Source organism: Geobacillus sp. FSL W8-0026, assembly GCF_037966255.1.
GTDB lineage: Bacteria > Bacillota > Bacilli > Bacillales > Anoxybacillaceae > Geobacillus > Geobacillus icigianus.
In genome coordinates, this window is record NZ_CP150194.1 from 3185427 (window position 1) to 3210874 (window position 25448).

The window sequence follows — 25448 nt, forward strand, 5'->3', positions numbered from 1 at the left end:
TTTGCTCTGTTCACACATATTATAGCATCCCCTGCCAAAAAAAGCAGGGGATGCGTATAGAAGAGTGGTTCAATTCGCCTCAATGAGCCCGTATTTGCCGTCTTTGCGACGATAAACAATGTTCGTCCGGTTCGTTTCCGCGTTCGTGAAAATAAAGAAGTTGTGCCCTAACAAATTCATCTGCAAAATCGCTTCCTCGCTGTCCATCGGCTTTAAGCTGAAATGTTTCGTGCGCACGATTTCAAATTCATCTTCGCTCTCGGCCGCGCTAGGACCGTTGGGCACCGGAGCGGTCGCCTTCATTTCTTTTTCGCGGTCGCGCAGCTTCCGGTTCACTTTCGTTTTATGCTTGCGAATTTGCCGCTCCAATTTATCGGCCACTAAATCAATGGCCGCATACATATCGTTATGGCGCTCTTCAGCCCGCAGCAACAAATGCGGCATCGGAATGGTCACTTCGATTTTTCCTTGTCCATCATTATATACTTTTAAATTGACATGCACATGCACGTCGTCAGTACCCTCAAAGTAGCGGCCCAATTTCCCAATTTTTTTCTCCACGTAGTCGCGCAAAGCTGGCGTGACGTCAATGTTTTCCCCGCGAATGTGATACATCATCGCTGACCACTCCTTCTCTGTACAAACTAAATAACCCTTTACATCATTTTATTACCCTGTGATCTCCGCCTCCAATCAAAAAATTTTCAGGAGTTTTCCGAACTTAGAAAGACTGCCATAGAAGTGTCGGTTTACATTTCAAACGGAATGATCATTATGAACGGAAGTCCTATTTTCTCTTATCATAGAATCGCCCGTCATATGTCTCAACATATGCAAACGTATTTTGATAGGAGCGCTGCAACCTTCTCTTCTGATGCCATCTTTCCCAATCCGCTTTTATACTCTCGTATAACCGAAACAGCCCTTGCTGAATATCCCGTTCCATTTCTACGATTTTCTCTGCCTTCTGCCGGCTTACGTTTTCACATGATTGCTCTTTTAATCTGCTGATTATTTTTTCCCTTTCCGCTAACAAGTGCTCCACTTTGGCTACTTGTTTGTCACGCTCATCCACCGGATGCTGAAGAACCGCCAGCAAGCGTTCTGAACAAAAGACAAGCTGCTCGATCAAATCCATTAAACTTGATCTCCCTTAAACTGTTTTTGGCGCGTTAAACGAATAACCTCTTCCCATGTATCACGGAACTCGATCACAAACCCTTCGACTTCTTCAACAATCGAAATATCGTTTTTGATGTTCGCTTCAATGAGCCGTCGGTTCATATACTCGTACATAACCATCATCTGTTTAGCCACTTCGTATTTTTGATTTAATGTCACCATAAGTTCTTGAATGATTTTTTGCGCTTTTTGCAAATTTCTATTGCGCTCTTGTACGTTTTCCTCACTCATTGCCTGCTTAGCTTTCGTTAAAAACTTCAGGCAACCGTTATACAGCATCAATGTTAGTTCACCCGGTGAAGCAGTGCTCACACTGTTTTGTTTATAAACTTGATGTAATTGCTGAGTAGTCATCTATTAGCATCTCCCTATATCAATGATCATCGATATCCCACTTACATCCCTCGACCAAATTGCCCCATAAGAAACGCTGATTGCTGATTTGCTCTTTGAATGGCTTGTTCCATTGCTGTGAATTGTCTCCAATACCGGGATTCAATATCCTGAAGATGTCGTTGAACATCTGAGATTCGATCTTCAACATCCCTTAGCTGCAAACCAAGAGAATATTGATTTTCTGTATAGGTCGGTTTCCCAGCCTTTTTTTCAATATTGGTCATCATCCCTTTCATTGTATCCCGAAGTCGTTGCACGATGCCGCGGGTATCAGAAGTGACCTGACCAGTGTTTGGATCTTTGCTAACAACGCCATTTTGCGTCAATGTTTTCGCAACCTTATCCACATCACTTTCGAGCGCCTTTCGCAACTTGTCATAATTAATCACCAGTTTTCCGCCGTTCGAAATCTCACTGGTTGTAGTAATTCCTAATTCAGAAAGAGTGTCAATACCATTGCTACCGATTCCATCTACCCTACTGTATAAATCACGACGCATTTGCGACAAGCCAGTTGAAATGATTGAATCTCCCCGAAGCAATCCGCTTTTCGCTTTTTCTTCCCACAGCTCAACTTGCTTTTCCGTCATTTCCTTTTTTTGTTCATCAGTAAGTGGCGGGTAATCGCGATAACGCTTTTCACGGATTTTATCATTCAATGCGCCAATTAATTCATTGTATTTTTTTACAAATTCTTCAATTTTGCTGATCATGGCATCCATGTCAGTCGAGGAAGCAACTGTCACAGGAGTAGAAGTTACTGCTTTCAACGTGTACTCTATACCGTTAATGGTAAATGTATTAGACTGCCTTTCCATTTCTAGTCCGTTCAATGTGAATTTTGCGTTTTTTCCTCCATTGGCCAAAGAAGTAACACCAGAATTGCCGTTTTGGTCATTTCCGATACCAAAACCGAAAATCGTCGCAAAAATATCATCGCCTGTCGCCGTTTTCACATAAACCTCTGCTTTATCGACATCGGTGCTGTCCAATGTACCAGTTGCCCGAGCAGAAATTCCAAGTTTTTTGGAGCCGTCATCAAAAATCGCATTGATATTTAAACTGGATTGATTCAGCTTCTTCACAACATCAGCGATCGTATCATTCGGGGAGAACGTTAGCTCTTCCTCTTTATACACTCCGTTAGCTTGCAGCGCAACGATGGTGATCTTCGTCTCTGCCGCTAACCCTTTTTCGCTTAGTTTGGTGGCCAAAGACGCATTTCCCACTTCCCCCGAAACACCTGTGGCAGCCATAGCCAATTGGGAAACGGTGATCGTATTGGTTGAATCATACGATGAACCCAAAGCTTTCACACTGACAGCCGCTTCGTTTGATGACGTCGCTGTTTTCTGATAAAAGGTACTGGACAACGTAAAATGATCAAATAAATATTGATCGAAATCCGCTAATTTTTTGTTGATTTCACGATATGCATCACGCTGCCACTCAAAAATTTGTTTTTTCTGATATAATTTGTTAAGAGGAGCACGCTCTGCCTTCATCAAATCATTGACAAGCTTATCAATATCCATTCCACTTGCTAAACCCCCGACTCGCATCATTTCCATTCCACTCACCCCTTTTTAAATTTTTTCATCAACAATCATGCCAAGAAACTTTTGCATCGTATAAAACGCGTCTAGCAATTTTTTCGGAGGAATTTCCCTTATCACTGTTTCGGTGTCATCATCAATGACTTGCACATAATACTGGTTTAGCTCTTCATGCAGTTTAAACTTAAGAGAGCGGCTATGAATTTCTAGAAATTCATTTAACTTTCTAGTAATTTCTTCGACCTTTTTCTTCGATACAGGCGCTTCGTCATTAGCCTCACTCTGTTGCTCCATCATTTTTTGCATCAAAACTGAGCCTTCCTTGGATAGGTGAGGAATATACACATCATGCACCGACAAGGAATTTTCGATTTTCATCCTTCTCTTCCTCCTGTACTCTTTTGCTACTGTTTATATCGGTTCCTATTGCGAATATTTAAAGTTTCAGCGAAAAAGTCGATATATAAAATGAACAGACCATTAGAGAAAATGGAGGTGAACTTATGAAAATACAAAACCAATCTGCGATTGTCTTTTCCACCCACCGCTATCAGCGAAATGTCACGAATTTGACCAAAACACTGGAGAAGCTGTCCTCCGGGTTACACATTTATCGTGCGAGTGACGATGCGGCAGGATTAAGCATTTCAGAAACATTGCGAGCGCAAATAAGAGGTTTGGCCCAATCACAGCGAAACATGCAGGACGGCCTTTCCGTGTTAAAGGCAGCCGAAGAAGGACTGATGAACGTCAATCACCTGCTACAACGCGTGAGAGAACTGGCAACGCAAAACGCCAATGATACACTTGACGGGAATGACCGCGCCGCCAGTCAAAAAGAATTGGATCAGCTGCTCCAAGCCATTGATGATACTGCAGAAAAGCTCGAGTTCAACACAAAGAAAATTCTTGGCGAAACCATACCGCTAACATTACAAGTCGGGGCCAATCCCGGTCAAACCATTACCGTTGACATAGTAGATACAAGCACTATTAGTCTTGAGCTTAACGGAGCAACGCTATTAACGCGGACAGAGGCCGAACAATTGATCACAAAGGTGGACAACGCGCTAAAAAAAGTAACAAATCACTTAACAAAAGTCGGGGCTGATTACGAAGCGCTTGAACATCATCTGAACAATACGATGTTAAAAGAAACGAGCTTAACCACATCGGAATCGATGTTGAGAGACACCAACATCGCCCGCGAAATGATGAACTACATAAGCGGGAAAATTCGCCAACAAGCGGATTACCTTCTCATTTCTCATATGAACCGCAATGTGGAGGAAACGTTAAAATTACTGATGTAATCATACGACAAGGCTGTCTCAAGAAGTCGTTTGAAACGACGAGTCGAGACAGCCCTCATTTTTACAATGTCCTGCTTATCTGCCGCTGCCTAATCAGTTATCATCAGCGAAATATTCCGATTTTAGGAAATCGAAAATGAGAGACACAGGACGAGTGCACATTTTCTCTTTCTCACAAGCCACCAAACCAACACAACGGCACTTTACTGCTCTGCTAGCGCATTGACTAGCTTAGGCTCCACATGTCCTAACTTTCCATCTAAATAATGATCAACGATGTCGTTATGAAAAGTCTGGTAAATCAGCCTTAAATGTTGTGGTGTCCAATCAGTTGCTACAAATAATTTTCCGTTGGATTTTTGCGGCACGTAGTTAGGTACCTTGCCACTTTGAAGCCTTTTTAATATTTCAACAAGGTCAGCCGCCACCTTTTTCACCGCTTTGCATGCTACATCATGAATACCATCTCCATACTCGAGTTTAGGTACCGAGTGGTGAACAATATCTCCCCCATCCAGTTTAGACGTTAAACGATGGATCGTCATTCCCGCCCAGTTTGGCCTTAACATGTAAAACGGCCAAAATAGCGTTATATTTCCACGATACCAAGGGGAAAGCCCGCCGTGTATATTCCATGCATAATCAGGCAACCTGTCAATTACATGGTCATCAATTTTATGTACGCCATACGTCAGTACAACATCGGGTTGTTGTTCTTGTAACCATTGAAGCATCTTTTCACCATTCAACTCAGATTGATGAATGACCAATGTAGGAATATCACCCAAAACTTTTTTGTGTTCACCAAAAAAAGCGTACTCTGCCTCTTCCCGTTCACGAAAATGACGAATAAAGTTTTCGCGATCAATCGGTTCCAACCCTTCTGGAGGGGCAGGTACAAAAGCCTCTCTCTCTTCAATCATGTGGCCATGTAGCAACCCATTTTCTAACAACGTATTAGCAACATAGTAATGACGAGGATGAGAACCCGACAAAAGCACTATTTTCATACAGATAAACTCCTTTTTTCGTAATATGGACCTTCTAACAATCCTTTCCTTTTTAGTAACTGAATCATATCTACAAAATCATGGAAACAGTAACCTGAGATTTCGGCAATATCCAATAAAGAATGCTCACCATCAGAATAATTGAGCAAAGTCAGTATAACATTTAATTGTTTTCGTTGGTCCCTTTTAAAATTAGTAGACGCATCTCGATTTAAAGGGGTGTTCATATCAGGATATAGGCCATGTTTATCCAATTTTACTTCCCCAAACGGATTCACATTCACATAGTAGCCATTCCATTCTTGGATTTTTAAGATTCGTTCAATCTCATCAATGCTGTCTACTATTTTTTCAATCGTCATGACCTCTTTTGTATCCAACGAATTATGGTAGCCATCATATTGTCCATAAACCATCCTAGCAAATTGTCCAATCGGCAAATTAAACCCAGGAGAACAATATTGCCTTTCGTCCGATCCGTTAATTGGTGTAAACGGTCGTACAACAATATCCATTTCTCCTGTTGACATCAAGTAGTCTACAATTTTATTAATTGGAGCATTTTTGTTTCTTGATCTTTTAAAACTTAAAGGATAATTTTTTCCACCCAAACATGTTAAAACAAAGCCTGAATAAACATGTTTACGTAAATGTTCTCCAAAGCGATGTAAATATGCAATTGATCCAATTGTTTCAGGGACAAATACAAAGCGATAAGTAAAGTTTCTTTCTTTCCATTTTTTTAACCGGTTGTACAAGAAAGCAGCTACTAATGGTCCGCTTAATTCATTATTCGCCATTGATGGATGACAAATATAGGTACTAATTAAAATCTCCTTATCCGATTTCCCCGGCAAAATGGCATGTGCATAATTTAACTCACCATTTTTCAGTTCACTATCTATAAATACATGATAAATGCCTTGCTTTAAACTTTTGAATTGATTGTAGGACATACAAAATCCCCAGCGCTCTTTATAATACGATGTCACATACGGAATTGCTTCTGGTAAATGAGGAATAGTGTGAATAAATGGTTTTAATTCTTCTAAGGACATTTTTTTATTAACAGGAATACTATAATTCAAAACGTGTAGATTATGATTTTTCATATTTACAATTTCATTACCTTCTTCATCTTTAATCCATGCTTCCCTAATCACCCATTCCTTAGGTATTTCCCAATCAAATACCTTTGTACCCGTTTTAACAGAAAACATTTCTAATGGAATATATTTTTTTAAAATACTAATTGTCTTTCTAACACCTTCACCCGTTATACTTCGAGTAATAGGGAACAGTTCATCAAACAACTGATCGATCAATTCATATTCCTTATTCATGGTATGCTCCTTTCGCTGTAAGCGAACCTAGATGGCTGGTGATTTACTCGTGGATATGGCTTTGCCCTCTCGTTTCTCAACTAGAAAAACCTTATTGCATCAGTCCTGTTTTTCACACGTTCTCCATTCATGAAGAGAATCAGCGGCTTTTCACCAGCCTCCTAGGCAACAGCTTACACGATGGTTCTTTTCACCGCCTCAATGACATCATTCACATCTTTATCCGTCATTTTTGGAAATATCGGCAGTGTCAATGCTTGTTCATACCAATGCTCCGCTTTTGGACAAATCCCTCTTCGATACCCCAACTTTTGATAGTAAGGGTGCCAATAAACCGGAATGTAATGTACATGAACACCAATGTTTTCGGCGCGAAGACTCTCAAAAATTTCTCTGCGGCTGCGTTTTAGTTTATCCAATTTTAATTGAAGCACATACAGATGCCAGCCGGATTGAGTTCCTTCAAGCTGCTTTGGTAAAATAACAGAATCCATCGTTTTCAACGCTTCATTATACATGTTGGCAATTTCGCGGCGTCTTTCAATAAAACGATCCAACTTGTCCATTTGTGAAAGCCCTAACGCCGCTTGAAGATCCGTCATCCGATAGTTATACCCTAAATCTACCATTTCATAATACCAAGGGCCTTCATCTCGTGACAAATTATACTTTATAATGCCGTGCGAGCGAAATCGTTTTAGTTTTTCATAATACTCCGCTGAATCGGTTACGATGACTCCGCCTTCTGCTGTTGTCACCGGCTTGACAGGATGAAAGCTAAACATCGTCATATGCGCTAACGTTCCGACTTTACGCCCTTTATACTCAGCCCCGAGAGAATGGGCACCATCTTCAATGACGATCAAGCCGTACTCATTGGCGATCTCCATGATTGCATCCATATCAGCTGGCTGCCCGGTAAAATCAACCGGAATAATCGCTTTTGTATTTGGCGTAATATGCTTGCGTATTTCTTTCGGATCAATGTTGTACGTCCGATCATCAATATCTGCAAATACAGGTTTTCCCCCGCAATAAAGAACAGCGTTGGCAGTAGCGGCGAATGTAATCGGCGTCGTAATCGCTTCATCCCCCTCGCCAATCTCCGCAGCAAAACAAGCGCCGTGAAGAGCTGCCGTTCCATTTGAAAACGCCACGGCATACTTCGCTCCAACATAATCAGCGACTTTCCGTTCAAACTCTTGAATTTTTGGCCCTTGGGTTAAATAGGGAGACTTTAGCACATCTACGACTGCTTCAATATCGTCATCCGTAATCCATTGTTGTCCATAGGAAAGGAAAGATTCCCTTTTTTTCATTGTTCCACCTTCATTTACAACAATATATCCCAGCTTAATGGTGTTCCTTTTTTTACATCTTTCTTCACCGCTTTTCCAAGAACTACATCATAATATTTGGGCGGCAATCCATGTCCAGGCCGAATGGCGCGAACATTCTCTTTTGTAATGAGATCGCCTGCCTTTAAATCCTCTGCAATATAAAGAGAACGCCGATGTTCAAGGGAAGGCTTTTCGGCATTAGTAGGACCGTAATGGATCATACCTAGGCTGAGCCAAGCCCGTTCTGTTTCTTCGACAAGCATTTTCATTTCATGAGGCTCTAGCGAAAACGCAGCATCCACCCCGCCTTCTACACGGGAAGTGGTGAAATGTTTTTCGATGACTGTTGCTCCAAGCGCTACCGCTGCTACCGCAGTGCCAATCCCCATCGTATGATCAGACAATCCCACTTCAACTCCAAATAATTGTCGCATATGTGGAATCGTCACAATATTCGAGTTTTCTGGTGTCGCAGGATACGTACTTGTACATTTCAATAATATAATTTGATTATTCCCTTGTGAACGAACCGCTTGAACGGCCTCATCTAGCTCTGCAACCGTAGCCATTCCTGTTGAAATAATAACCGGTTTCCCTGTAGCAGCCACTTTTTTAATTAACGGAATATCTATATTTTCAAACGAAGCGATTTTATAAGCCGGCACATTTAATGTTTCTAAAAAATCCACTGCCGTTTCATCAAAGGGAGAGCTGAAAGCAAGCAATCCGTGCTTTTTACAACGTTCAAAGATCGCTTCATGCCATTCCCACGGAGTGTACGCTTCTTTATACAGGTTATATAAAGATTGGCCTTTCCAAAGATTCGTCTCACTTTCGATAAAAAATTCACCTGTATGAATATCTAAAGTCATCGTATCAGGGGTGTATGTTTGCAGTTTAACCGCGTCGACACCTGCTTCCGCTGCAAGATCAACAATTTTTAACGCCCTTTCTAAAGATTGATTATGGTTGCCCGACATTTCGGCGATGATGAATGGTTTGCGATTGATACCAATCCAACGATCTCCTATTCGAATACCGTCACTCAAGATGTGATCCCTCCAAAATAGCTTGAACAACTGGATGAACCATATATTTTACTTTGTTGCCCAACAATTCTAACGCTTTTTCACTCATATATGCAAGTTCATCAGGTGATGATATGGCTCTATTCAATATATCGGCATAATCCATCACTTTTACATCCCTATACCAACCTAAATTCCAAACCGCCCCGTATTCAGCTGTATCTTTCACCGATTGTCTTTGATTCTCAGCAACTATGGTAACAATGGAAGGAAGACCGAGAAAACATCTCTCCCACATCGTCACTCCACCAGCTCCGCAAGATAAATCCGCCTGCGCCATGAGTTCAGCGAGATCATTAATTTGACAATGGTAATTGATGTTCATTTCAAGGCACATTTCCTCGATTTTCGAACGTTTTGGATTAGCTTTACCGACGACAACATCCACTTTCACAGGTGTGAAATGCAAATCCCGCAAAGCCTGCAATACTTTCTCCGTTTCATTCGTTGGATCGCTGCCGCCAAAAAACAAGAGTAGCCGCCGAACTTGTCCGTTGCGAATCGGTGCAGATTGTCTAGCCTCCTCAAATTCTGGCCGCAACAACAAATATTTTGGACCTAAAAACAGACGGCAACTAGACGGCACAAGTCCATGATACCGCTGTTGCGCCTGCCGGTAATAGTTTTGATCCAACAAAATATCACATTCATGAGGACGGTTCGCTAAATCATCAATTACCATCACACGCCTAACATAGGCTTTCACGTTTTCTTCCCAGCGGCGATCAAGCTCATAATGATCAACAATGCACCAATCGATCGGCTGAGGAAATCCTCGCACTACGTCAATCGTCCATTGGGCGTCCATCTCTTGCGACAATGGTCCATCATAAGTTAGACGGAACACAGGAAACCCTCTGCTTTCCACCTCATCACAAAAATCCCCTACTCCCACTCTCATCGCAAAATATACAGCACAACCAGCTTCTTTGAGCATTCTCGCCAATGTCAAACAGCGCATCACATGACCGGTGCCGATCACAAACGACGAATCAACACGAAATAAAATATTCATCGTCCTATTCGCCTCTATTTCTATTTAAGCCATAAAATGTTTGTGATAAATAACAGTCTCAATGATTTTTTTTGCTCTTGCCAACCAAGTATGCTTTTCTATCACCTTTTTCCTCCCATTTTCAGCGATTTTTTGCAACGTTACTTTATCGTCCAAAAATGACTGTATCCTATCATAAGGATATGAAGTAAAAGAATACGAAAGAAGGTCCTCTCCGTCTTTAAATTCACTTTGTAAGAATAGATTGTTGTCTGTCAAACTAACGGCTCCATGTAGCATAGTCGTAAAGATTCTCTCGTGACCACCACGCATTTTACACCACCGGCTTTTGCTGAACATGCGCGTTGATCAGTGCCACATCCGGATGATGAAGCAAAAAACGAACGACCTCGCGTGAACGAACAAATCGGTCTCCTTTGAAATAGTGGGCAATTGCCCTACATAATTGATAATCTTCTTCGGTATCGAGTGTGATGCGCAACTGGGGATGCTGAATCTCCTTCGGCGCTTGAATATATGTACGCTGAAATTCATCGGGAAACTCATACGCATAATAAGTCACGTGCTCGCGATGCCGCGGCTCTTTCCCATGGTGATATATATATTCGAGCGCTGAAAATGACACCATTTCAACGACTAAGCCACGCGGCAAATCTCCTTCTACAATCACAATATCAGCTGGTTCAACCTCCATTGCTTCAATAATTCGGTCCGCAAGTTCATAATCAACAAAAGGGCAATCCGCCGTCACACGAATCACATAATCAGGCTGATAAGGCTTTGCGCATTCATAATAGCGCGCTAGCACATCATCCTCCGATCCGCGGAAGCACCGAACGTGATGCTGTTTGCACCACGATTCAATCACATCATCCTGCGGCAGCACAGAGGTTGCGACAATAACCTCATCTACCTGTTTCACTTGCTGACATCTGGAAACAACATAGTCTAACACCACCGTCTCCCCAAGCGGCATCAATACTTTTCCTGGCAAACGGGACGACCCCATGCGTGCTTGGATGATGATTAAAGTTTTCAAGGTTATCCCTCCCCTTCCCTAATATCGATGATCAGATCGGTTGGATACCTTATTTGTCTCTTTTCGGTCTCTGAACGAACAAAAGGATAATCATCTAAATTTTTTCCTTGCGATTCAAGAAAAAACCAGTAAAAACTATCCAATCCGACTTCTATGCTTAACGTAGAAGCCCCGCCAAAACGACTATTGCACTCTATAATATGAAAATCTCCTTGATTATCCATGATCACTTGCATTACAATATGACCATATAATTTCAAACATTTAGCAACATCTCCGCACATACGTTCTAATTTTTCGTTTTTTATCGTTGTTGTTACTTGCGATTCCCCGTTTACGACATTGTCCCTTGTTCGCGCTACTACTCCTTTAACGTCTCCTGTACGGGTGATGTAAAGATCAACACTGATTTCCATCCCTTGAATAAACGGTTGGAAAATAGGTTCTTCTAATCTCTTAGCGTGCAATACTGCCTCTTCGCTTGATAAATTGATCCCTATGCTTCTCGCTCCAGATCCGTAACGTTCTTTGACGACATAATGATCAAATTCTAATTCTTGAACCGATAAGGACGTCGGAATCGCTGGAAACCCATTTTCAGTTAAAACTTTGTAAAAACGCAGCTTATCAAGACAGGTTTGGACAGCTTCTGGTTCAGAGACCATGACGGAAATCCCATGTTCCTTCAATAATCGACGATAAAAGGAAAAATAAAGAAGCTCACCGTCTCTTGTCGGGATCAAAAAACCAATGTTTTTTTTCTTACAAAACAAAATAAACTCTTCAATTTTCACATCTTCCAAAGAAGGCATTTCCCAAAATTCATGAACAAAATATCGACCGATACAACTCGGATTTATGTCGGCGCCAATTAAAGCCATAGAAGAATTCATTTTTCGCATCGCCTGCTGAATAGCTTGCAACATCGGTATTTTTTTTGAAATACTAGTTACTAATACATTAATACATACCACCCCTTTATTTTTCGCATCTTATGTAATCAATTCGGTTAATGAATAAATCAAATCATCCGCCTCATACTCTCCTGAAAGCCTCGTTTGCATATGATCACCAACATCACGAACGATACGAACCGTTCCCATTCCCAGTTTTCTAGCGGTAATAAAATCTTTGTTTGGATTATCCCCTATATATACACAATCGCCAAAATCTAAATGCAAATATTCAACCATTTTTCGATACGGAGTCTCGCTAGGTTTCCAATGTTCCTCCCCCAAATCACCAGTGACAATAATATAGTCAAACAGCTTTTCTAGATGAAGCGCCTTCACCTTGGCCCATTGCATTGTTGAATCTCCATCAGTAATAATCCCTAGCTTTTTTCCTTTTTCTTTTAAATAGAAAATTAATTTTTGCGCATCATCATATAAGGAAATATTAGGTGTATGTCTGCGATAAAGACGAACTAAATGGGAAACATCTATATCGATATTTAACTGTCTACATACTTCATCAAACACTCGACCACGACCATTTCTTTTCCATTCAGCAATAAGCATTTGATAAATCCCACTTATATCCATATCCGACCGATAGTTCGCGAGCTCATTTGCCACAACCCAAAATCCCGATTTTACGTAATCGTGTTCGCAATATAGGGTATCGTCAAGATCAAAAATGTATCCACTGTAAACCATAAGTCACCTCAAGATGATACAATTAACTCGTGAATATCAAATAACGAAAATATCATTTACAGGTCAATCAATTTAACAACTGTAGATGAGCATTTTTCATTACAGTCATTTCCATGCCCTAAGAGACAAACAGGGTACCCCTTAGGCGACATGAAGCTGTTTTTTGATAACATTAATAGGAATATCTTGATCAGCGGTGTTGCAAATGAACTCAACTAGGCTGTGTCCTTTCCAAGACAGAAGAAGCTCTAGGCCGGAAGAGAGGTCTTGTTGAGATTCCGCGATGCTGGATACGCAGGAAAATAGCACCACGGCCCCATCCCGTTTCACCGTCCGAACGTGGCGAACACGGGTAGCACCTGACTTCAGCCAGTCTTTGGCCTGCCGGATCGTCCAGTGCTGGGCATCGTCAAGCAGGATGTCTTCGTCACCCAGCTCCCGGTTGGTGTCGAAGACAACATGGAAATGATCCGGCGTCATCGGTTGATCCGCCTTCCAAGCCAGCAGCACCACCGCGTCATCAAGACCGTTGAGCGCGCCTTCGTAGCGGTAGACACGATCAAGCTCGTTCCCCACCGTGACGAGGCGGGTGTCGTTGGGCGCGATATAGCGAGCGAACTCCTTCGCTTGAACGGCGATGCCTTTCGGGTAGAGAATCCGGTTCGTCTTGAGCATCGCGATGACATGGAATCCTTGTTTCAGACAGGCTTCCCTAGGCATTTGGAACGGGTACCACACATACATCGGTCGAGCCTGCTTCCCTTGAGCGAGGAAAGCCTCTCGATCACTAGGTCGATCTTGCTTCTTCCCGCCGCCTTATCGACGAAACGCGAACGGAAACGCTTGCGTGAACGTGTGCACCATCCGCCAAACAAGCGAATGCCCCCAGACGGATGGGTGATCGTTGTGAGAGAAATGCCAGTCACACCCTTGAATGGCGCGGGCAGCCCGTGACGAAGGCTTTGTTTTTTGGCAAATGGGATCATCCATCGAAACAAAAAGGGGTTGATTCCCTGTTTGGCGATTCGCTGGATGCGCTGAAGGATCCATGGCTGGAGTTTGCGAAGCAACGCCTCTTCATCCCAAGGGCTTCTCGTGAAAAAAGGGCTGAGCGTGGTTCGATGATTACGGTGAAAACTCCAGTACCCGACATCCGTCAATGTCCCCGAACATCCCTTGGTACAGGGCGTCGACAAGATGAACGAGATGCTTGATGACCGGCTTCGAGAAATCAAGCGCCAACCCTAACGTCATGAAAAACTTGTGGATTCGTTGATGATGTGCTCATCGATTCCTAAGACATGAACCTCCTTGTGGGTAGTTTGAGCACATCTATTTTACTCAAGGAGCTGGGTTCATGTCTCCTTTTTTGTTTGGTTGTAAATTTATGTTAGAAAATTTGCTCATCTACAGTACAGTTATTTAATTAACTCTTTATCTCCTTGTATGATTTGATCCCTCAACAAACGCTTAGTAAACTGAAGTTGTTTAATTTCTTCAGCGTTATTAATAATCCGAAGATTTTCAGAAGCATCAAAATATTGAGGTTGATATAACAAAGCTTCTTGTAAAAGTTTTTTAACCAAGGAAGTATCCCTATTAACCCAGTAAGTTGCAACTGCTAAGTTATTATATACTGCAGCATTTTTATATTTCATTTTACGAGACATATTAAAGCATTCATATGCAGAGTCCCATCGATCTACCATTCCATATAAAACACCTTCATAGAAATATTTACAAAATAATTCGTAATCATTTAAATGTTCCAATTGAATTTTTGCCATAAAATCCAGACCACTATAAGGTTCTTCTTTAGTAATGCACATAATTGCGAATGTTAAACGAATTTCTCCTTCACGAAAACCACGAGTTTTAAAAAACTGAAATAAACTATCAAAATCATATTTATTTAATATATATTTGGTTGCTTCATATGAATAAAAATGATTGGAAGATAAGCTTCCCTTGTGAACCCTAACCTGTAGTAAGCTTTTTCGCAAAAACCCCACCTTTTTATCAGCCATTAACATGCGCAAAAACCAATCATAATCTTCTGAAGTCCTCAAATTTGTATCAAATAAAATTTTGGAGTCAAACTTTATCAAACAAGCGCCGGAGAAAAAATAATTTCGTTTAAATTCTTCTAACAAAATGTTGTCTCCTGTCAAAAAATGAGGAATTCTCATAGACCTACCCAAGGGTTTTCCTGTATGATCAATCATATCAAACTCAAATAATAAAATATCTAAATTCTTTAACACCATTTCTCGATACGAATCTTCCAACCGATTTGGATATTGAATATCATCAGCAGCAACAAAACAGACATACTCAGCGTTTGCATAAGCTAATCCAATATTTATAGCCTTGGAAATTCCTCTGTTTGATTCAAGATTTACGATTTTTACCCAAGGATACTCATTTTTATATTTTTCCAGAATCTTTGCTGTTCGATCTGTACTACCGTCATTTACAACAATGAATTCAAAACCATCGAAAGTTTGAGATAGAACGCTATCAATAGCTTCAGCTAAGTATTTCTCTCCATTGTAAACTGGCATAATAACAGAAATTATAGGTTTTTTCACTCTCAAACACCCTACCTAATACAAGTATTTAATTATAACCTTGTATTTGTTGAGCCAACTGTATCGCTCTAAGTCCATCCCATCCTGAAACTAGTGGATCTGACTCACTAACAACAGCTTCAACAAAACGATAATTTTGCAGATATAGAGGCTCATGATTCGGAACATAAACTTTCTCTACAATGTTCTCCTGTCTATATGTTGCTTCTCCAAACTGTGTCTGTAAGTTTGTTCTACGATGAATATAGATATTTCTAGTTAAATAATCTGCATAGATATAAGATCTTAAAGTAGTAATTGAAATCGAGCGTATCTTTTCTTCTGTTACCCTACTTGAAGTCACAGCAATCATAATCCCAGACATAGTTTCCGCTAAAACACAAACATGGTCAGCCGATTCTGGTCGATGAATACTTTTCTTTAAAACACCTTTAATGAAAATCTCTTCGTTAAATAGATAATAAAGTAAATCAATGTCATGGATCATCAAATCAAAAATAACATCTGTATCTTTGATTCTAACATCGTAACTACTTAATCGCTTTATATCAACACTAATAACTTGATCATTTTGAATAATTTTTTTTAATTCCATCACAACAGGATTAAAACGCTCTATATGACCTACCTGCAATATTTTCTTATTTTGTTGAGCCAACCCAATTAGTTCCCTAGCCTCTTTAACGGTAAGAGTAATAGGTTTTTCAATAAAAACATGCTTATTCTGCATTAGAGCTTGTTTTGCTAAATCAAAATGAGTTGAAGTTGGAGTTACTACAAAAACCGCATCAGATAGCCCGATTAATTCATCCATTGATGTAGCCGGTATAACATTATATTGCTCTGCAACTTTTTGCGTTAAACGTTGAGAAATATCGTAAACCACATTCAATACACCTATTTGTGATAGTACCCTTACATGATTCTTCCCCATTTGTCCAAGACCGACTACACCAACATTTAAACCCTTATTATACCTTTTCATAATTTCCGCTCACTTCCTTCGACAAAAACTCCACCGCACTTTCTGTGAAAATCCCACGCCGACAAGCGGCGATTTTCATCCCCGGGTGGAGGAGCAGATCCGCTTTCCATGGGACTTTTCTCAAAAAATCCATATGCTTTTCTCCATCACTGGCCCCAAAAAATTTCTCCGCTTGTCTTCAATAACTTTTTCGCTAAATCTCATATTATTATGTTGTAAAAAAGAATTTCCGATCTCCATGTTCCGTCTTTATCACCCGACAATCTGGCGCCGTGGAAATAAGATCCAATAATTCTATGTGAAACAAAATGGCAACTTATTATAGTGATGTTCTCTTTTAAACTAGAAAAACAATCATACTTCTTCCACTAACATACGTAACTCCTCCACCGTCAACCATTCCGTATTCGTATCACTTGTATATTTAAATCCTTCCGGTAAATATATTCCATATTTTTCATATTCTTGTGGACACCACGGAAACTCAGGGATAATGACATAATAATTATCAAACTCAACTGTATGTCTGGCATCATCTTCGGTAATCATCGTTTCATGAAGCTTTTCGCCCGGGCGGATGCCGATGATTTCAATTTCTGCTTCCGGTGCGATTGCTTTTGCAAGATCTATCACTTTCATGCTAGGGATTTTCGGAACGAAAATTTCCCCGCCTTTCATCCTTGCAAGGGAATCAATGACAAACTGAACACCTTGGTCAAGCGTAATCCAGAAGCGAGTCATCCGTTCATCTGTGATTGGCAGTTTCTTGCCTTCAGCTGCCATTTTTTTAAAAAATGGAACGACGCTTCCACGGCTCCCAACTACATTTCCATAGCGCACTACGGCAAACCGCGTTTCCTTTCCGCCGACATAAGAGTTGGCCGCTACAAATAGTTTATCGGACGCTAGTTTTGTCGCACCGTATAAATTGATGGGGGCCGCAGCCTTGTCGGTACTTAATGCAATGACCCGTTTTACTCCACGGTCAATCGCCGCTTCAATCACGTTTTGCGCACCGTAAATGTTGGTTTTTACCGCTTCAAACGGATTGTATTCACATGCAGGCACTTGCTTCATCGCTGCGGCATGAACAACATAATCGACGCCATCAAATGCGCGATATAGACGATCTTTATCTCGCACGTCACCAATAAAGAAGCGAATTCGTGGATCCGTACATTCCTGTGCCATTTCATATTGTTTTAATTCATCACGGCTAAATACAATCACCTTTTTTACATCATAGTCTAGTATTTTTTTTACAAATTTTTTTCCGAATGATCCAGTTCCTCCGGTAACAAGGACTGTTTGATTCCGCCAAAACTCCATCGCATAAGCTCCTTTGAAGTAAAGTGAATTTTAGCATTGGTTGATGATGCGTTGCAGTTTTTCTTTAAAATTGCATGTCATAAGATATTCGGACTGTGACACAATTTGAGAGATATGAACGAAAGGTACTCCTTGAATAACAGCACCTTTTTCTGCTGTGTTTTGAAAAGTTACATGCTGCGTTTCGGCGACTTTTCGTTCAAACCATCTTCGATAAATCGATAAAATGGTCGTCGTTTTCACAATTGTTCCATCATTCGCTTGCACAGACAGCAAGTTTTCGTTTGATGCTACATCTATCCCTGATGTCGAATGTAAAGCATGACTTTTGTTTTTGCCGTAAGCCAAATCTTGCCCCGCCAACACAATTTCAGAGAATCCCATTTTGATTAATAGATCAAGCGCTGCTGTCGCCACAGATCCCCCGGTATCGACGAGAGGAAAATGTTTTTGGCGAGCATAACGCTCGGCTTGAAGATACCCTTTTTGAAATGCGATCATTCTCGGTCCTTTATGATTTGCTACAGCGAAATGACAGGCGGTGGACAAATACAGTAACGTCAATGTATCGTCCAAGCCCTCTAATTGTTGGCAGACAAATTCTTGCGGATCTGTGATTATCACAGCATCGGGAGCAATGCGGTTTGCTTTAAGAACCTGAAAAGCCGAGCCAACTGATAAAATAAAATATTTGTTCTGCAGCTTTTGTAAAGAATGGACCACTTCATCTAGTGAAGGGCCGGCCGATACCAATACCGCTTTTTGATCATTAAATTTAGCGAACAGTTTTCCTACATTTGGATCCATACATTTTACATTTTCTTTGAAATTACGCTCCATTAAAGCTGAAAATCGCTGAAAGGACATGTCTTGAATTTTTATTTCTTCGAAAAACCATTTTAACGGATAGGTTGGCGGCAAGGCTTTTAACCAAGCATTCGGTATAATCCATCTAGTGTGCTGCTTCGCCAACTCATTCAATGTACGAATCACAGTTTGTTCTTGGTCAAGGAAGAAAATTTCCACATTCGGATGCGAAAATATATAGGATAAATCCGTATGTTCAGCCACTTTTTGGAGAATAGACAAAGAAGGCTCCAAAACGACTATCTGTTTATTCGGCTCTTTTTCCAGCAATTTTTGCACATGGTATCCGAGCCCAAGCCCAAAAAGACAGTAGTGATTGGTGTCTCTGTCGATTTGCGACTCGATAAAACGCTCGGCCTCTTTCCATGGATCGTAGCGACTATACAAGTAATGGCCGTTCACTTTCATTGTTGGCGGCCCTTTTTTGGATGGATGAATCTCCACCTCAATCGGCGTTTCAGCTACTGTGTTATTGATTGCAGCAAGATTGCGGTCTGGAACAGTCAATTTTCCTCTTCCTTCTGATAAAATCGTTCTTTCGCTGCCTCTTCAAAAAAAGGCTTGATTTCATATTCAAACATGTCAGCAACAATGATATAGTCTTGGCGTTCCAAGCCATCATTGATTTCAAGCAAAAATTCGTTAATTTGGTTCGGATTGATACGAATATCATATTGATGCTGCTGCATCAATGCCATGACCTTTGTCAGCCAAACAACTCCTTCGCTAAACTGTGTGATCAGCTGCATCGCTTCTCCCACTTTATCTTCGCGCAAATAGTCAGCGATCATTTGCGTTCCTGCCGCCACACGCTCAATATATTGATAGAAGCTATGTTGAGTTTCGTAAATGAGATCCGTCATCTTTCTCCCTCTTATCCATCGAATGAATTTGACTTTTGATTTTCTCTTTTAGTTGCATAAAATGAGCTTTTGAATCAAGGGCAGCTTCTTGCAAACGTGAATACAAGTCCATGGAGCGAGTGTATACTCGTTGATACATTTCTTGTTCTGTTTCATTTTCTTTCGGCAAGTAATTGGTAAACGTATCGACAACGATAGGTTGAGTAATGAACGCCATGATTCCTTCATCGAAGATCGTTTTTAGCTGTTGATCAATCTTGTCTAGCTTCTTTACTATTTTAGCATCAAACCGCGTATCAAAACCATTGCTTTTTAACAACAACAAAGCTTCTTCGGCAAGACGGCGCACTTTATCATGCAGCTTTATTTCCTGTTCAACCCGAACAAGAAACTCTCTCCATGCTTGAAGATCCCTATGCGGGTATGCATCGATAGCAAACATTGGTACCTTTGTAGTTATGTCTACATACTTATTGCAAAACTCTCGAAAAGAAAGTTGCTGGTAGCCATCTAGCTTCGCTCCGCCTTCGGTGCAATTGTAGATCCTCTCAGGATGCGACAACGTTTGTAGGAGCTTTTCAAAATTATGCTTCATGGTTAAGAAAGCATAATCTGTTAAAACTTGATCGCCATAATACCCCTTGATATGGAACATTCGTCTTTCTTTTATATAGGCTTCGTTTATTTCCATGAAATTCCTATTGTTTTCTGCATGAGTTTTGTTATCGGTATAGGCCAAATCCTGACCGATCAAAGCAATAGGCCCATTTGAAATCATATAAGCTATATGTAAAGCAAAAACCGCGACGGAGGCGCCTCCTAATACATCATCTATTTTTTTATTTACTAATTTTTGTGCATATTGTGTTAAACGCTCATCGAGGCTGGGGATAAAAACAAATGATCTTCGCTTGAACTTCTCTCTGATTTTTTCATGATTCGATAAGGAATATATGATGCTTGCTTGTTTCAGCTCTATGGCTTCAAAATGCCTGTAGTTGTTGATGCCTCCATCAATTGTCACGACAAAGTCAGGTTCAAGATCGTATTGAAGCAAAGAATTAATTGTCGATCCAGAGGAAATGAGCAAAATATGATTTCTCACCTTTTTTAATAAAGGGATTTGCTTTGTCAGTGACGGACCGCCAGAAGCAACAACCACTGGCACGTTATAAAATTGTTTCAAACATTGTAATGGCACATCATCATGTGCATAAAACAAATTCAAGGTAAAATTCTTTTGCCATTCCTTCGAATAGCATTTGAGCGTATTGGTATGGACTTGGTGTATGTAAATGCGATCTTTGACTGTTTTTAATAGGGCATGATAGTCACTTGGACAAATTTTGTCATAATTAGGAGAACAAATCACAGCAACTCGATTACCGAATGTATTTCTAAGCGCTTCGTAAATATGATCAAAAAGCTCTTGATCGCTCCCTTTCATCAAAATGCACCGCTCGACTTGGCCGTTTTCTTCCAAATGGTGATCAGCGATCCACTCGATGGGCTCAACGACAATGAGAAATTCTTCCTCTGTCATTTTTTCACTTAGCGCTTTTGCAATATATCCTGAACCGACGCCGAACAAAATATGAAGATAATTCTTTTTATAATGGCGTTCGGCAAATTGGGCAGCTTCTCGAATCGGATCATACTTGCTGTGCAGATAATAGTTGTTGACTTTATAAATCCGCTGTCCGCTTTTAGCAGTTTCCTCGATGATTTCGTACTTTTTCAGCTTGTTGTCCATCATTAGCACCTCACTTATATTATCGGCTGTTTCTTTCTTTTCTTAAATACGTGCAAAGACAAACTTTTTATGGAAATTGTCAAGCTGATGGCGATGAAAAGGAGGTTGAGTCAAAAGGGTGTCTGTCTTCAAGATCAACTTCTAGGGCAAAAAAGTTCGTCACCATCAGAAAGATGAACATACCTTGGCACATTTTTTCGAATTCACGTATGTTCAGGAGATAGTCGACTGGGATTGGCAACACGTGCAGTGAACGGTGAAACGGTTAGAAGGCCGGTGAAAAAACGCTGATCCTCTTCATCAATGGGAGAATACGTGAAAAACAGGTTTTTCTCATTGAGAAATGACATTGTAAGGCCGCAGCCGCGATTACGTCACCAGCTTCTTAGAGCGAAGGGGGCGAAGTGAAACTGAAAAAAAGCAAGTGCATACGGATGAACGATCTATTGGAACACCTGTCTTTGGAAATGAATTCTGAGGACGAGGGAACCCTTTTTCTTAACTCGTGTTTTCAGGATTGGCGCAATGTATCGTGCGACAAAAGCAGTCCATACGTGTATATAGCAACGAAAGAGGAGTTTCCCAATCCTTGTGGGACACTCCTCTTTTCCTTGACGACAATTATCGGAGTAATTGAAGCACTCCTTGCGGCTGCTGATTGGCCTGAGCCAACATCGCTTGCGCCGCTTGCATTAAGATGTTGTTTTTCGTGAATTCCATCATTTCTTTCGCCATCGTGCGAACATTTGCTTTCGCAAATGACTAGACTATCTCTTCACCCGCTAGCTTACCGCTAGTGAGGGGCCGGGCACTTCGGGGAATTCAGAACGATGGAAATTCCGCTCCCCTACGGACTTCATCACCATAGCGAATGCGCCTTAGGTGGTATGCCCTAGTCGTTGAACCTTCTCCACCCTTTCGGGACAGGAGCTTGGCTGCTGGTTGCCCAATCCTTTGGCTTTTCCGGCCATCACGTCTGCCGTTTCCAGCTCCGTTGTGGCGCCAAAGGCTCTAAGGGGGTTCCAGCAATTCACCCGGTCATACTCCTAGCCGTTTCCAGCTAGGACGACTGTGCCTGTCGCCGCTTATGCAGCTAAGGCATAATCAACGTCGCGAATACGGGATTCAGCAGCAGACAGATTTTCCGCCGTTGCCCCGAGGTTGTTGATCGTATGCTCCAGACGATTTTGAACAGCCCCAAGCTTCGAGCGTTCTCTCGACACTTTTTCAATTGCATTGTTAATTTTCGAAATCGCGGCATTTGCGCTTGATGCCTTCGTTACGCTTAACCCGTTTACCGAGAGCGCAGCTGCACCCATATTGGCAATTGATAATGTGATCGATTGGCCGCTATTTGCCCCGATTTGGAACATTTTCGCCGAAAAGCTACCATTCAGAAGTTTTTGCGTGTTGAATTCCGTGTTATTGGCGATACGAGTAATTTCCAATGAAAGAGCACTAATCTCCGCTTGGATTGCACTACGGTCAGCACTTACGTTCGTATCGTTTGCGGCCTGAACGGCAAGTTCGCGCATGCGTTGAAGGATCGCATGTGTCTCGTTTAACGCACCTTCAGCGGTTTGGATCAACGAGATGCCGTCTTGCGCGTTTTTTGATGCCATTTCCAGACCGCGGATTTGGCCGCGCATTTTTTCAGAGATGGCAAGGCCTGCTGCATCGTCACCAGCGCGGTTGATGCGGTAACCCGAAGACAGTTTTTCCAAGTTTTTCGCCGCTTGCGTGTTGTTGAATGACAGTTGGCGATACGTGTTTAACGCAGAGATGTTGTGTTGGATTCTCATGTTCCTTCCTCCTTGAATCGTTTTTTCTACATCCTTGTAGAAATTTGACAGGGGCGGCCGCTTATTGTTCCCTGTCTACATTTTTAATATCGGAAACATTTATGGAATGTTTAGTGGTTTTTTTATTATTTTTTAGTTGTTGCAGCAAAATTGCTTGAACATTGGCCGCCAGCTTGTTTTCTTTTTGGATCGCTGCATAGATCTCTTTTCTGTAAATGTCGATATGCTTTGGTGCAATAATGCCGAGTTTGATTTGTTCTCCTTCGATGGCAAGCACTTTAATCTCGATTGAATCGCCAATCATGATCGATTCATTTTTCTTGCGGGTGAGAACAAGCATTATTTTCCCTCCTTCCCGCTCACCTCGGACAACGGAAAACGGATCGGATAGACGCTGTCATGAAGAATGAGCTGCTTTCCTATTTTTTCTTTCACGTTAATAACGATTGGCGCTTTTAAGTTAATGGTGGAATGAGCAAACGGCTCTTTTAGCGTCATCATCGTATATGTCAAGCAATCATCAGGAGAATTCAATTTCAGCTTTTCAATATCTTCTTCTGTTAAATCAAACGCATAATCGGGGTAGAAAGAGAATGGATAAGCAATGACAAAGCCGACATGGCCGTGATGAATCGACTGCAAAATCGCAAACGGCGATTGTTCTTCTAATGGCAAAATGACAAATTGTTTTTCTTCTTCAAATCCAGGGATCCCGTTGGGAAAATGGATAATTTGTTCTTCATTTATTTCAATTTCCCCGAAAAATTTTGATGTTATTTTCATAGCAAAAAGCTCCTTTCTCATTTTCGCAAAAAAAGCGGTACATCATCAGTACCGCTTTTTGTTAATATTTCACATCCATTTTGATAGTTGGGTATTGAATCATATAGGCAGAGACGTTCCCCGGCTTGTATTCATGAATCGGTCTATTTACGTTTGCCTTAATGATTGGCTTATTTGCATCGATTTTCATATCCAAATAACTTGGTTGATAGCCAATATCTACACTATGAACAGATGGAATAAATGTTATTCCAAGTTGTTTATAAGGATGGAAGCCTTTTTCAGCCGCCATCGCTGCAATGGCATTGCCTCTATTTTCAATCTTCATGAGCTGGTCTCCTTCCTGCGCGCGGCGGGCAATGCCTTCCAACAACGCTTCGCGGCCTTCCTCTGCAAACTTTCTTGTAGAATCAAATGGATCAAGCAGCCCCATATCTCTCCATGCTTTTGACTGATCAATCGTCAACCGGGCCGGTTGAGAGTCGATTGTGAGCGTTGCCGGTTTCTGTTCAATGGACAAGTCGGCTTTCGGCTGCTCGATGTGCTGGATCGGCTTTTCCATGTGTAAACCAAGAATCGCTTTTGTAGTGTGAATTTGTATTTGCGGGAAATTCATGTTTGCTCACCCTTTCCGTTTGTTAACGGAGAAAATCAACCAATGTAGGCTGAATGATGCGGGCGCCCACACTTAAAGCAGCGCGATGCACGCTCTCTTGGGTAATCAAGTCGGTAATCGCTTTTTCGTATTCGATATCTTCATTGTTGGACATTAATTTTGTCGCGATTTCTTCTTGAGTGGCTAAGCGGTTTTCCATCATTTCCACTCGATTTTGTTTGGCACCAAGCTCCGAACGGGCCGATAACAAAGCGTTTTGTTGCGTTTCAATCCGGCTTAAATAACCTTCAATCGCTTTTCCGTTGCTGCTTGGATCATTCAAAGCCGTTTTTAATTGATCCAGCATCCCGATCATCCCGGTAAACAATGTTTTCCCGTCAATATTGACATCTAACTTAATCCCGCCAAACACCTCAATCTCCACATCGCCTTGATTGCCGTTGACTGCAAAGCCCGGTTGCCCTGGGTAGCCGATAAATAACGGATTTTTCGTATCAGCTCCGTTAAAAATATATTTATCCCCGATTTTCGTATTGGCGATATCAACCACGTGCTTTTGAATCTGATCAATTTCATCAGCGATTTTTTTGCGATCTTCTGGGGTAGCTGTGTCAGTCGATGCTTGAACAACAAGTTCTTGAATGCGCTGTAAAGCGAGCCCGACTTTATCTAATGCATCATCTGCGCTATCAATCCAGTTGCGAACTTCTCCAATATTGCGTTGATATTGCTTGACACGCGCCAACTCTTCTCGGTAGGCTATTCCCTTCATTGCCACGACCGGGTCATCTGAAGGACGAGTAATCTTCTTTCCTGTTGTCAATTGTTCTTGATATTTTCCAAGCCGGTCATAACTGTTTGATAAGTTGCGAAGCATATTATTGGCCAGCATAAATTGTGTCACTCTCATCTATCGTTC

At 41.4% G+C, this 25448-nt stretch carries 25 protein-coding genes and 3 pseudogenes; 1 reads left to right on the top strand and 27 read right to left on the bottom strand.

Annotated elements, in window-relative coordinates; translation table 11 throughout:
- Window positions 1–69: 69 nt before the first annotated feature.
- From raiA to flaG, 5 genes are all read right to left on the bottom strand, one after another.
- Window positions 70–618 carry a ribosome-associated translation inhibitor RaiA gene (raiA, locus tag NST29_RS16030; RefSeq protein WP_033017827.1) on the bottom strand — a complete coding sequence of 183 codons (549 nt, stop codon included), beginning with the start codon at window positions 616–618 and terminating at the stop codon, window positions 70–72.
- A 169-nt stretch (window positions 619–787) separates the two neighbouring features.
- Complete coding sequence (locus tag NST29_RS16035) at window positions 788–1138, bottom strand: hypothetical protein (RefSeq protein ID WP_033017828.1); 351 nt, start codon at window positions 1136–1138, stop codon at window positions 788–790.
- The gene (gene fliS / locus NST29_RS16040) at window positions 1138–1536 is read right to left on the bottom strand and encodes a flagellar export chaperone FliS (RefSeq protein ID WP_339232414.1); all 399 of its coding nucleotides are present in this window, start codon (window positions 1534–1536) and stop codon (window positions 1138–1140) included. The genes NST29_RS16035 and fliS overlap by 1 nt, the downstream gene beginning before the upstream one ends.
- 41 nt (window positions 1537–1577) lie before the next feature.
- Window positions 1578–3149 carry a flagellar hook-associated protein 2 gene (locus NST29_RS16045; RefSeq protein WP_033017831.1) on the bottom strand — a complete coding sequence of 524 codons (1572 nt, stop codon included), beginning with the start codon at window positions 3147–3149 and terminating at the stop codon, window positions 1578–1580.
- Window positions 3150–3164: 15 nt separating this feature from the next.
- On the bottom strand, window positions 3165–3512 hold the full coding sequence (gene flaG / locus NST29_RS16050) for a flagellar protein FlaG (protein WP_033017832.1): 348 nt from the start codon (window positions 3510–3512) through the stop codon (window positions 3165–3167).
- 125 nt (window positions 3513–3637) lie between these two features.
- Between flaG and NST29_RS16055 the strand changes: the two genes are divergently transcribed.
- Complete coding sequence (locus NST29_RS16055) at window positions 3638–4447, top strand: flagellin (protein WP_033017835.1); 810 nt, start codon at window positions 3638–3640, stop codon at window positions 4445–4447.
- 203 nt (window positions 4448–4650) lie between these two features.
- Here the strand turns inward: NST29_RS16055 and NST29_RS16060 are convergent, their stop codons facing one another.
- The 22 genes and pseudogenes from NST29_RS16060 to flgL all read right to left on the bottom strand — a co-directional run bounded on the left by NST29_RS16060 (window position 4651) and on the right by flgL (window position 25439).
- The gene (locus NST29_RS16060; RefSeq protein ID WP_033017836.1) at window positions 4651–5457 is read right to left on the bottom strand and encodes a formyl transferase; all 807 of its coding nucleotides are present in this window, start codon (window positions 5455–5457) and stop codon (window positions 4651–4653) included.
- Window positions 5454–6800: a DUF4910 domain-containing protein gene (locus tag NST29_RS16065; protein WP_033843073.1), complete on the bottom strand. Its 1347-nt coding sequence runs from the start codon at window positions 6798–6800 to the stop codon at window positions 5454–5456. The genes NST29_RS16060 and NST29_RS16065 overlap by 4 nt, the downstream gene beginning before the upstream one ends.
- Window positions 6801–6973: 173 nt before the next feature.
- Complete coding sequence (pseC, locus tag NST29_RS16070) at window positions 6974–8119, bottom strand: UDP-4-amino-4,6-dideoxy-N-acetyl-beta-L-altrosamine transaminase (protein WP_033022876.1); 1146 nt, start codon at window positions 8117–8119, stop codon at window positions 6974–6976.
- A gap of 14 nt (window positions 8120–8133) precedes the next feature.
- Complete coding sequence (gene pseI / locus NST29_RS16075; RefSeq protein WP_108209766.1) at window positions 8134–9189, bottom strand: pseudaminic acid synthase; 1056 nt, start codon at window positions 9187–9189, stop codon at window positions 8134–8136.
- Window positions 9182–10243, bottom strand: a complete 1062-nt coding sequence (gene pseG / locus NST29_RS16080; protein WP_033022878.1) for a UDP-2,4-diacetamido-2,4,6-trideoxy-beta-L-altropyranose hydrolase — start codon at window positions 10241–10243, stop codon at window positions 9182–9184. Before pseG ends, pseI begins: the two co-directional genes overlap by 8 nt.
- 24 nt (window positions 10244–10267) lie before the next feature.
- On the bottom strand, window positions 10268–10582 hold the full coding sequence (locus tag NST29_RS16085) for a glycosyltransferase (RefSeq protein ID WP_339232420.1): 315 nt from the start codon (window positions 10580–10582) through the stop codon (window positions 10268–10270).
- On the bottom strand, window positions 10557–11282 hold the full coding sequence (locus NST29_RS16090) for a glycosyltransferase family protein (protein ID WP_033022889.1): 726 nt from the start codon (window positions 11280–11282) through the stop codon (window positions 10557–10559). The genes NST29_RS16085 and NST29_RS16090 overlap by 26 nt, the downstream gene beginning before the upstream one ends.
- Before the next feature lie 2 nt (window positions 11283–11284).
- Window positions 11285–12256, bottom strand: coding sequence for an ATP-grasp domain-containing protein (locus tag NST29_RS16095; RefSeq protein WP_235207655.1), 972 nt, complete (start codon window positions 12254–12256; stop codon window positions 11285–11287).
- An 18-nt stretch (window positions 12257–12274) separates the two neighbouring features.
- Window positions 12275–12940: an HAD-IA family hydrolase gene (locus NST29_RS16100; RefSeq protein ID WP_061912566.1), complete on the bottom strand. Its 666-nt coding sequence runs from the start codon at window positions 12938–12940 to the stop codon at window positions 12275–12277.
- 141 nt (window positions 12941–13081) lie between these two features.
- A pseudogene (locus NST29_RS16105) lies at window positions 13082–14194 on the bottom strand (IS701 family transposase).
- A gap of 164 nt (window positions 14195–14358) precedes the next feature.
- Complete coding sequence (locus NST29_RS16110; protein ID WP_061912565.1) at window positions 14359–15531, bottom strand: glycosyltransferase; 1173 nt, start codon at window positions 15529–15531, stop codon at window positions 14359–14361.
- 28 nt (window positions 15532–15559) lie between these two features.
- Window positions 15560–16516 carry a Gfo/Idh/MocA family oxidoreductase gene (locus NST29_RS16115; protein ID WP_061912564.1) on the bottom strand — a complete coding sequence of 319 codons (957 nt, stop codon included), beginning with the start codon at window positions 16514–16516 and terminating at the stop codon, window positions 15560–15562.
- A 354-nt stretch (window positions 16517–16870) separates the two neighbouring features.
- Window positions 16871–17845 (bottom strand): UDP-N-acetylglucosamine 4,6-dehydratase (inverting), encoded by a 975-nt coding sequence (gene pseB / locus NST29_RS16120; RefSeq protein WP_033019616.1) that lies wholly within the window; start codon window positions 17843–17845, stop codon window positions 16871–16873.
- Window positions 17846–17875: 30 nt separating this feature from the next.
- Window positions 17876–19219: a 6-hydroxymethylpterin diphosphokinase MptE-like protein gene (locus NST29_RS16125; protein WP_051985074.1), complete on the bottom strand. Its 1344-nt coding sequence runs from the start codon at window positions 19217–19219 to the stop codon at window positions 17876–17878.
- The gene (locus tag NST29_RS16130; RefSeq protein WP_033019613.1) at window positions 19216–19575 is read right to left on the bottom strand and encodes a hypothetical protein; all 360 of its coding nucleotides are present in this window, start codon (window positions 19573–19575) and stop codon (window positions 19216–19218) included. Before NST29_RS16130 ends, NST29_RS16125 begins: the two co-directional genes overlap by 4 nt.
- On the bottom strand, window positions 19544–21328 hold the full coding sequence (locus tag NST29_RS16135) for a 6-hydroxymethylpterin diphosphokinase MptE-like protein (RefSeq protein ID WP_033019610.1): 1785 nt from the start codon (window positions 21326–21328) through the stop codon (window positions 19544–19546). Before NST29_RS16135 ends, NST29_RS16130 begins: the two co-directional genes overlap by 32 nt.
- 621 nt (window positions 21329–21949) lie before the next feature.
- A pseudogene (locus tag NST29_RS16140) lies at window positions 21950–22063 on the bottom strand (flagellin); the annotation flags it as partial.
- A 368-nt stretch (window positions 22064–22431) separates the two neighbouring features.
- Window positions 22432–23130 (bottom strand): annotated as a pseudogene (locus tag NST29_RS16145) (flagellin); the annotation flags it as partial.
- 61 nt (window positions 23131–23191) lie between these two features.
- Window positions 23192–23470, bottom strand: coding sequence for a carbon storage regulator CsrA (csrA, locus tag NST29_RS16150; protein WP_051962608.1), 279 nt, complete (start codon window positions 23468–23470; stop codon window positions 23192–23194).
- On the bottom strand, window positions 23470–23913 hold the full coding sequence (gene fliW, locus NST29_RS16155; RefSeq protein WP_061912563.1) for a flagellar assembly protein FliW: 444 nt from the start codon (window positions 23911–23913) through the stop codon (window positions 23470–23472). Before fliW ends, csrA begins: the two co-directional genes overlap by 1 nt.
- 61 nt (window positions 23914–23974) lie before the next feature.
- Window positions 23975–24529, bottom strand: coding sequence for a DUF6470 family protein (locus NST29_RS16160; RefSeq protein WP_033843051.1), 555 nt, complete (start codon window positions 24527–24529; stop codon window positions 23975–23977).
- A 22-nt stretch (window positions 24530–24551) separates the two neighbouring features.
- A complete protein-coding gene (flgL, locus tag NST29_RS16165) occupies window positions 24552–25439 on the bottom strand; it encodes a flagellar hook-associated protein FlgL (protein ID WP_061912562.1) in 888 nt (295 codons plus the stop codon).
- Window positions 25440–25448: the final 9 nt, after the last annotated feature.

Coding starts and splice junctions, on each gene's coding strand:
- raiA (WP_033017827.1), bottom strand. CDS start 618: ATGATGTATCACATTCGCGGGGAAAACATTGACGTCACGCCAGCTTTG.
- NST29_RS16035 (WP_033017828.1), bottom strand. CDS start 1,138: ATGGATTTGATCGAGCAGCTTGTCTTTTGTTCAGAACGCTTGCTGGCG.
- fliS (WP_339232414.1), bottom strand. CDS start 1,536: ATGACTACTCAGCAATTACATCAAGTTTATAAACAAAACAGTGTGAGC.
- NST29_RS16045 (WP_033017831.1), bottom strand. CDS start 3,149: ATGGAAATGATGCGAGTCGGGGGTTTAGCAAGTGGAATGGATATTGAT.
- flaG (WP_033017832.1), bottom strand. CDS start 3,512: ATGAAAATCGAAAATTCCTTGTCGGTGCATGATGTGTATATTCCTCAC.
- NST29_RS16055 (WP_033017835.1), top strand. CDS start 3,638: ATGAAAATACAAAACCAATCTGCGATTGTCTTTTCCACCCACCGCTAT.
- NST29_RS16060 (WP_033017836.1), bottom strand. CDS start 5,457: ATGAAAATAGTGCTTTTGTCGGGTTCTCATCCTCGTCATTACTATGTT.
- NST29_RS16065 (WP_033843073.1), bottom strand. CDS start 6,800: ATGAATAAGGAATATGAATTGATCGATCAGTTGTTTGATGAACTGTTC.
- pseC (WP_033022876.1), bottom strand. CDS start 8,119: ATGAAAAAAAGGGAATCTTTCCTTTCCTATGGACAACAATGGATTACG.
- pseG (WP_033022878.1), bottom strand. CDS start 10,243: ATGAATATTTTATTTCGTGTTGATTCGTCGTTTGTGATCGGCACCGGT.
- NST29_RS16085 (WP_339232420.1), bottom strand. CDS start 10,582: ATGTTCAGCAAAAGCCGGTGGTGTAAAATGCGTGGTGGTCACGAGAGA.
- NST29_RS16100 (WP_061912566.1), bottom strand. CDS start 12,940: ATGGTTTACAGTGGATACATTTTTGATCTTGACGATACCCTATATTGC.
- NST29_RS16115 (WP_061912564.1), bottom strand. CDS start 16,516: ATGAAAAGGTATAATAAGGGTTTAAATGTTGGTGTAGTCGGTCTTGGA.
- pseB (WP_033019616.1), bottom strand. CDS start 17,845: ATGGAGTTTTGGCGGAATCAAACAGTCCTTGTTACCGGAGGAACTGGA.
- NST29_RS16130 (WP_033019613.1), bottom strand. CDS start 19,575: ATGACGGATCTCATTTACGAAACTCAACATAGCTTCTATCAATATATT.
- NST29_RS16135 (WP_033019610.1), bottom strand. CDS start 21,328: ATGGACAACAAGCTGAAAAAGTACGAAATCATCGAGGAAACTGCTAAA.
- csrA (WP_051962608.1), bottom strand. CDS start 23,470: ATGCTTGTTCTCACCCGCAAGAAAAATGAATCGATCATGATTGGCGAT.
- fliW (WP_061912563.1), bottom strand. CDS start 23,913: ATGAAAATAACATCAAAATTTTTCGGGGAAATTGAAATAAATGAAGAA.
- NST29_RS16160 (WP_033843051.1), bottom strand. CDS start 24,529: ATGAATTTCCCGCAAATACAAATTCACACTACAAAAGCGATTCTTGGT.
- flgL (WP_061912562.1), bottom strand. CDS start 25,439: ATGAGAGTGACACAATTTATGCTGGCCAATAATATGCTTCGCAACTTA.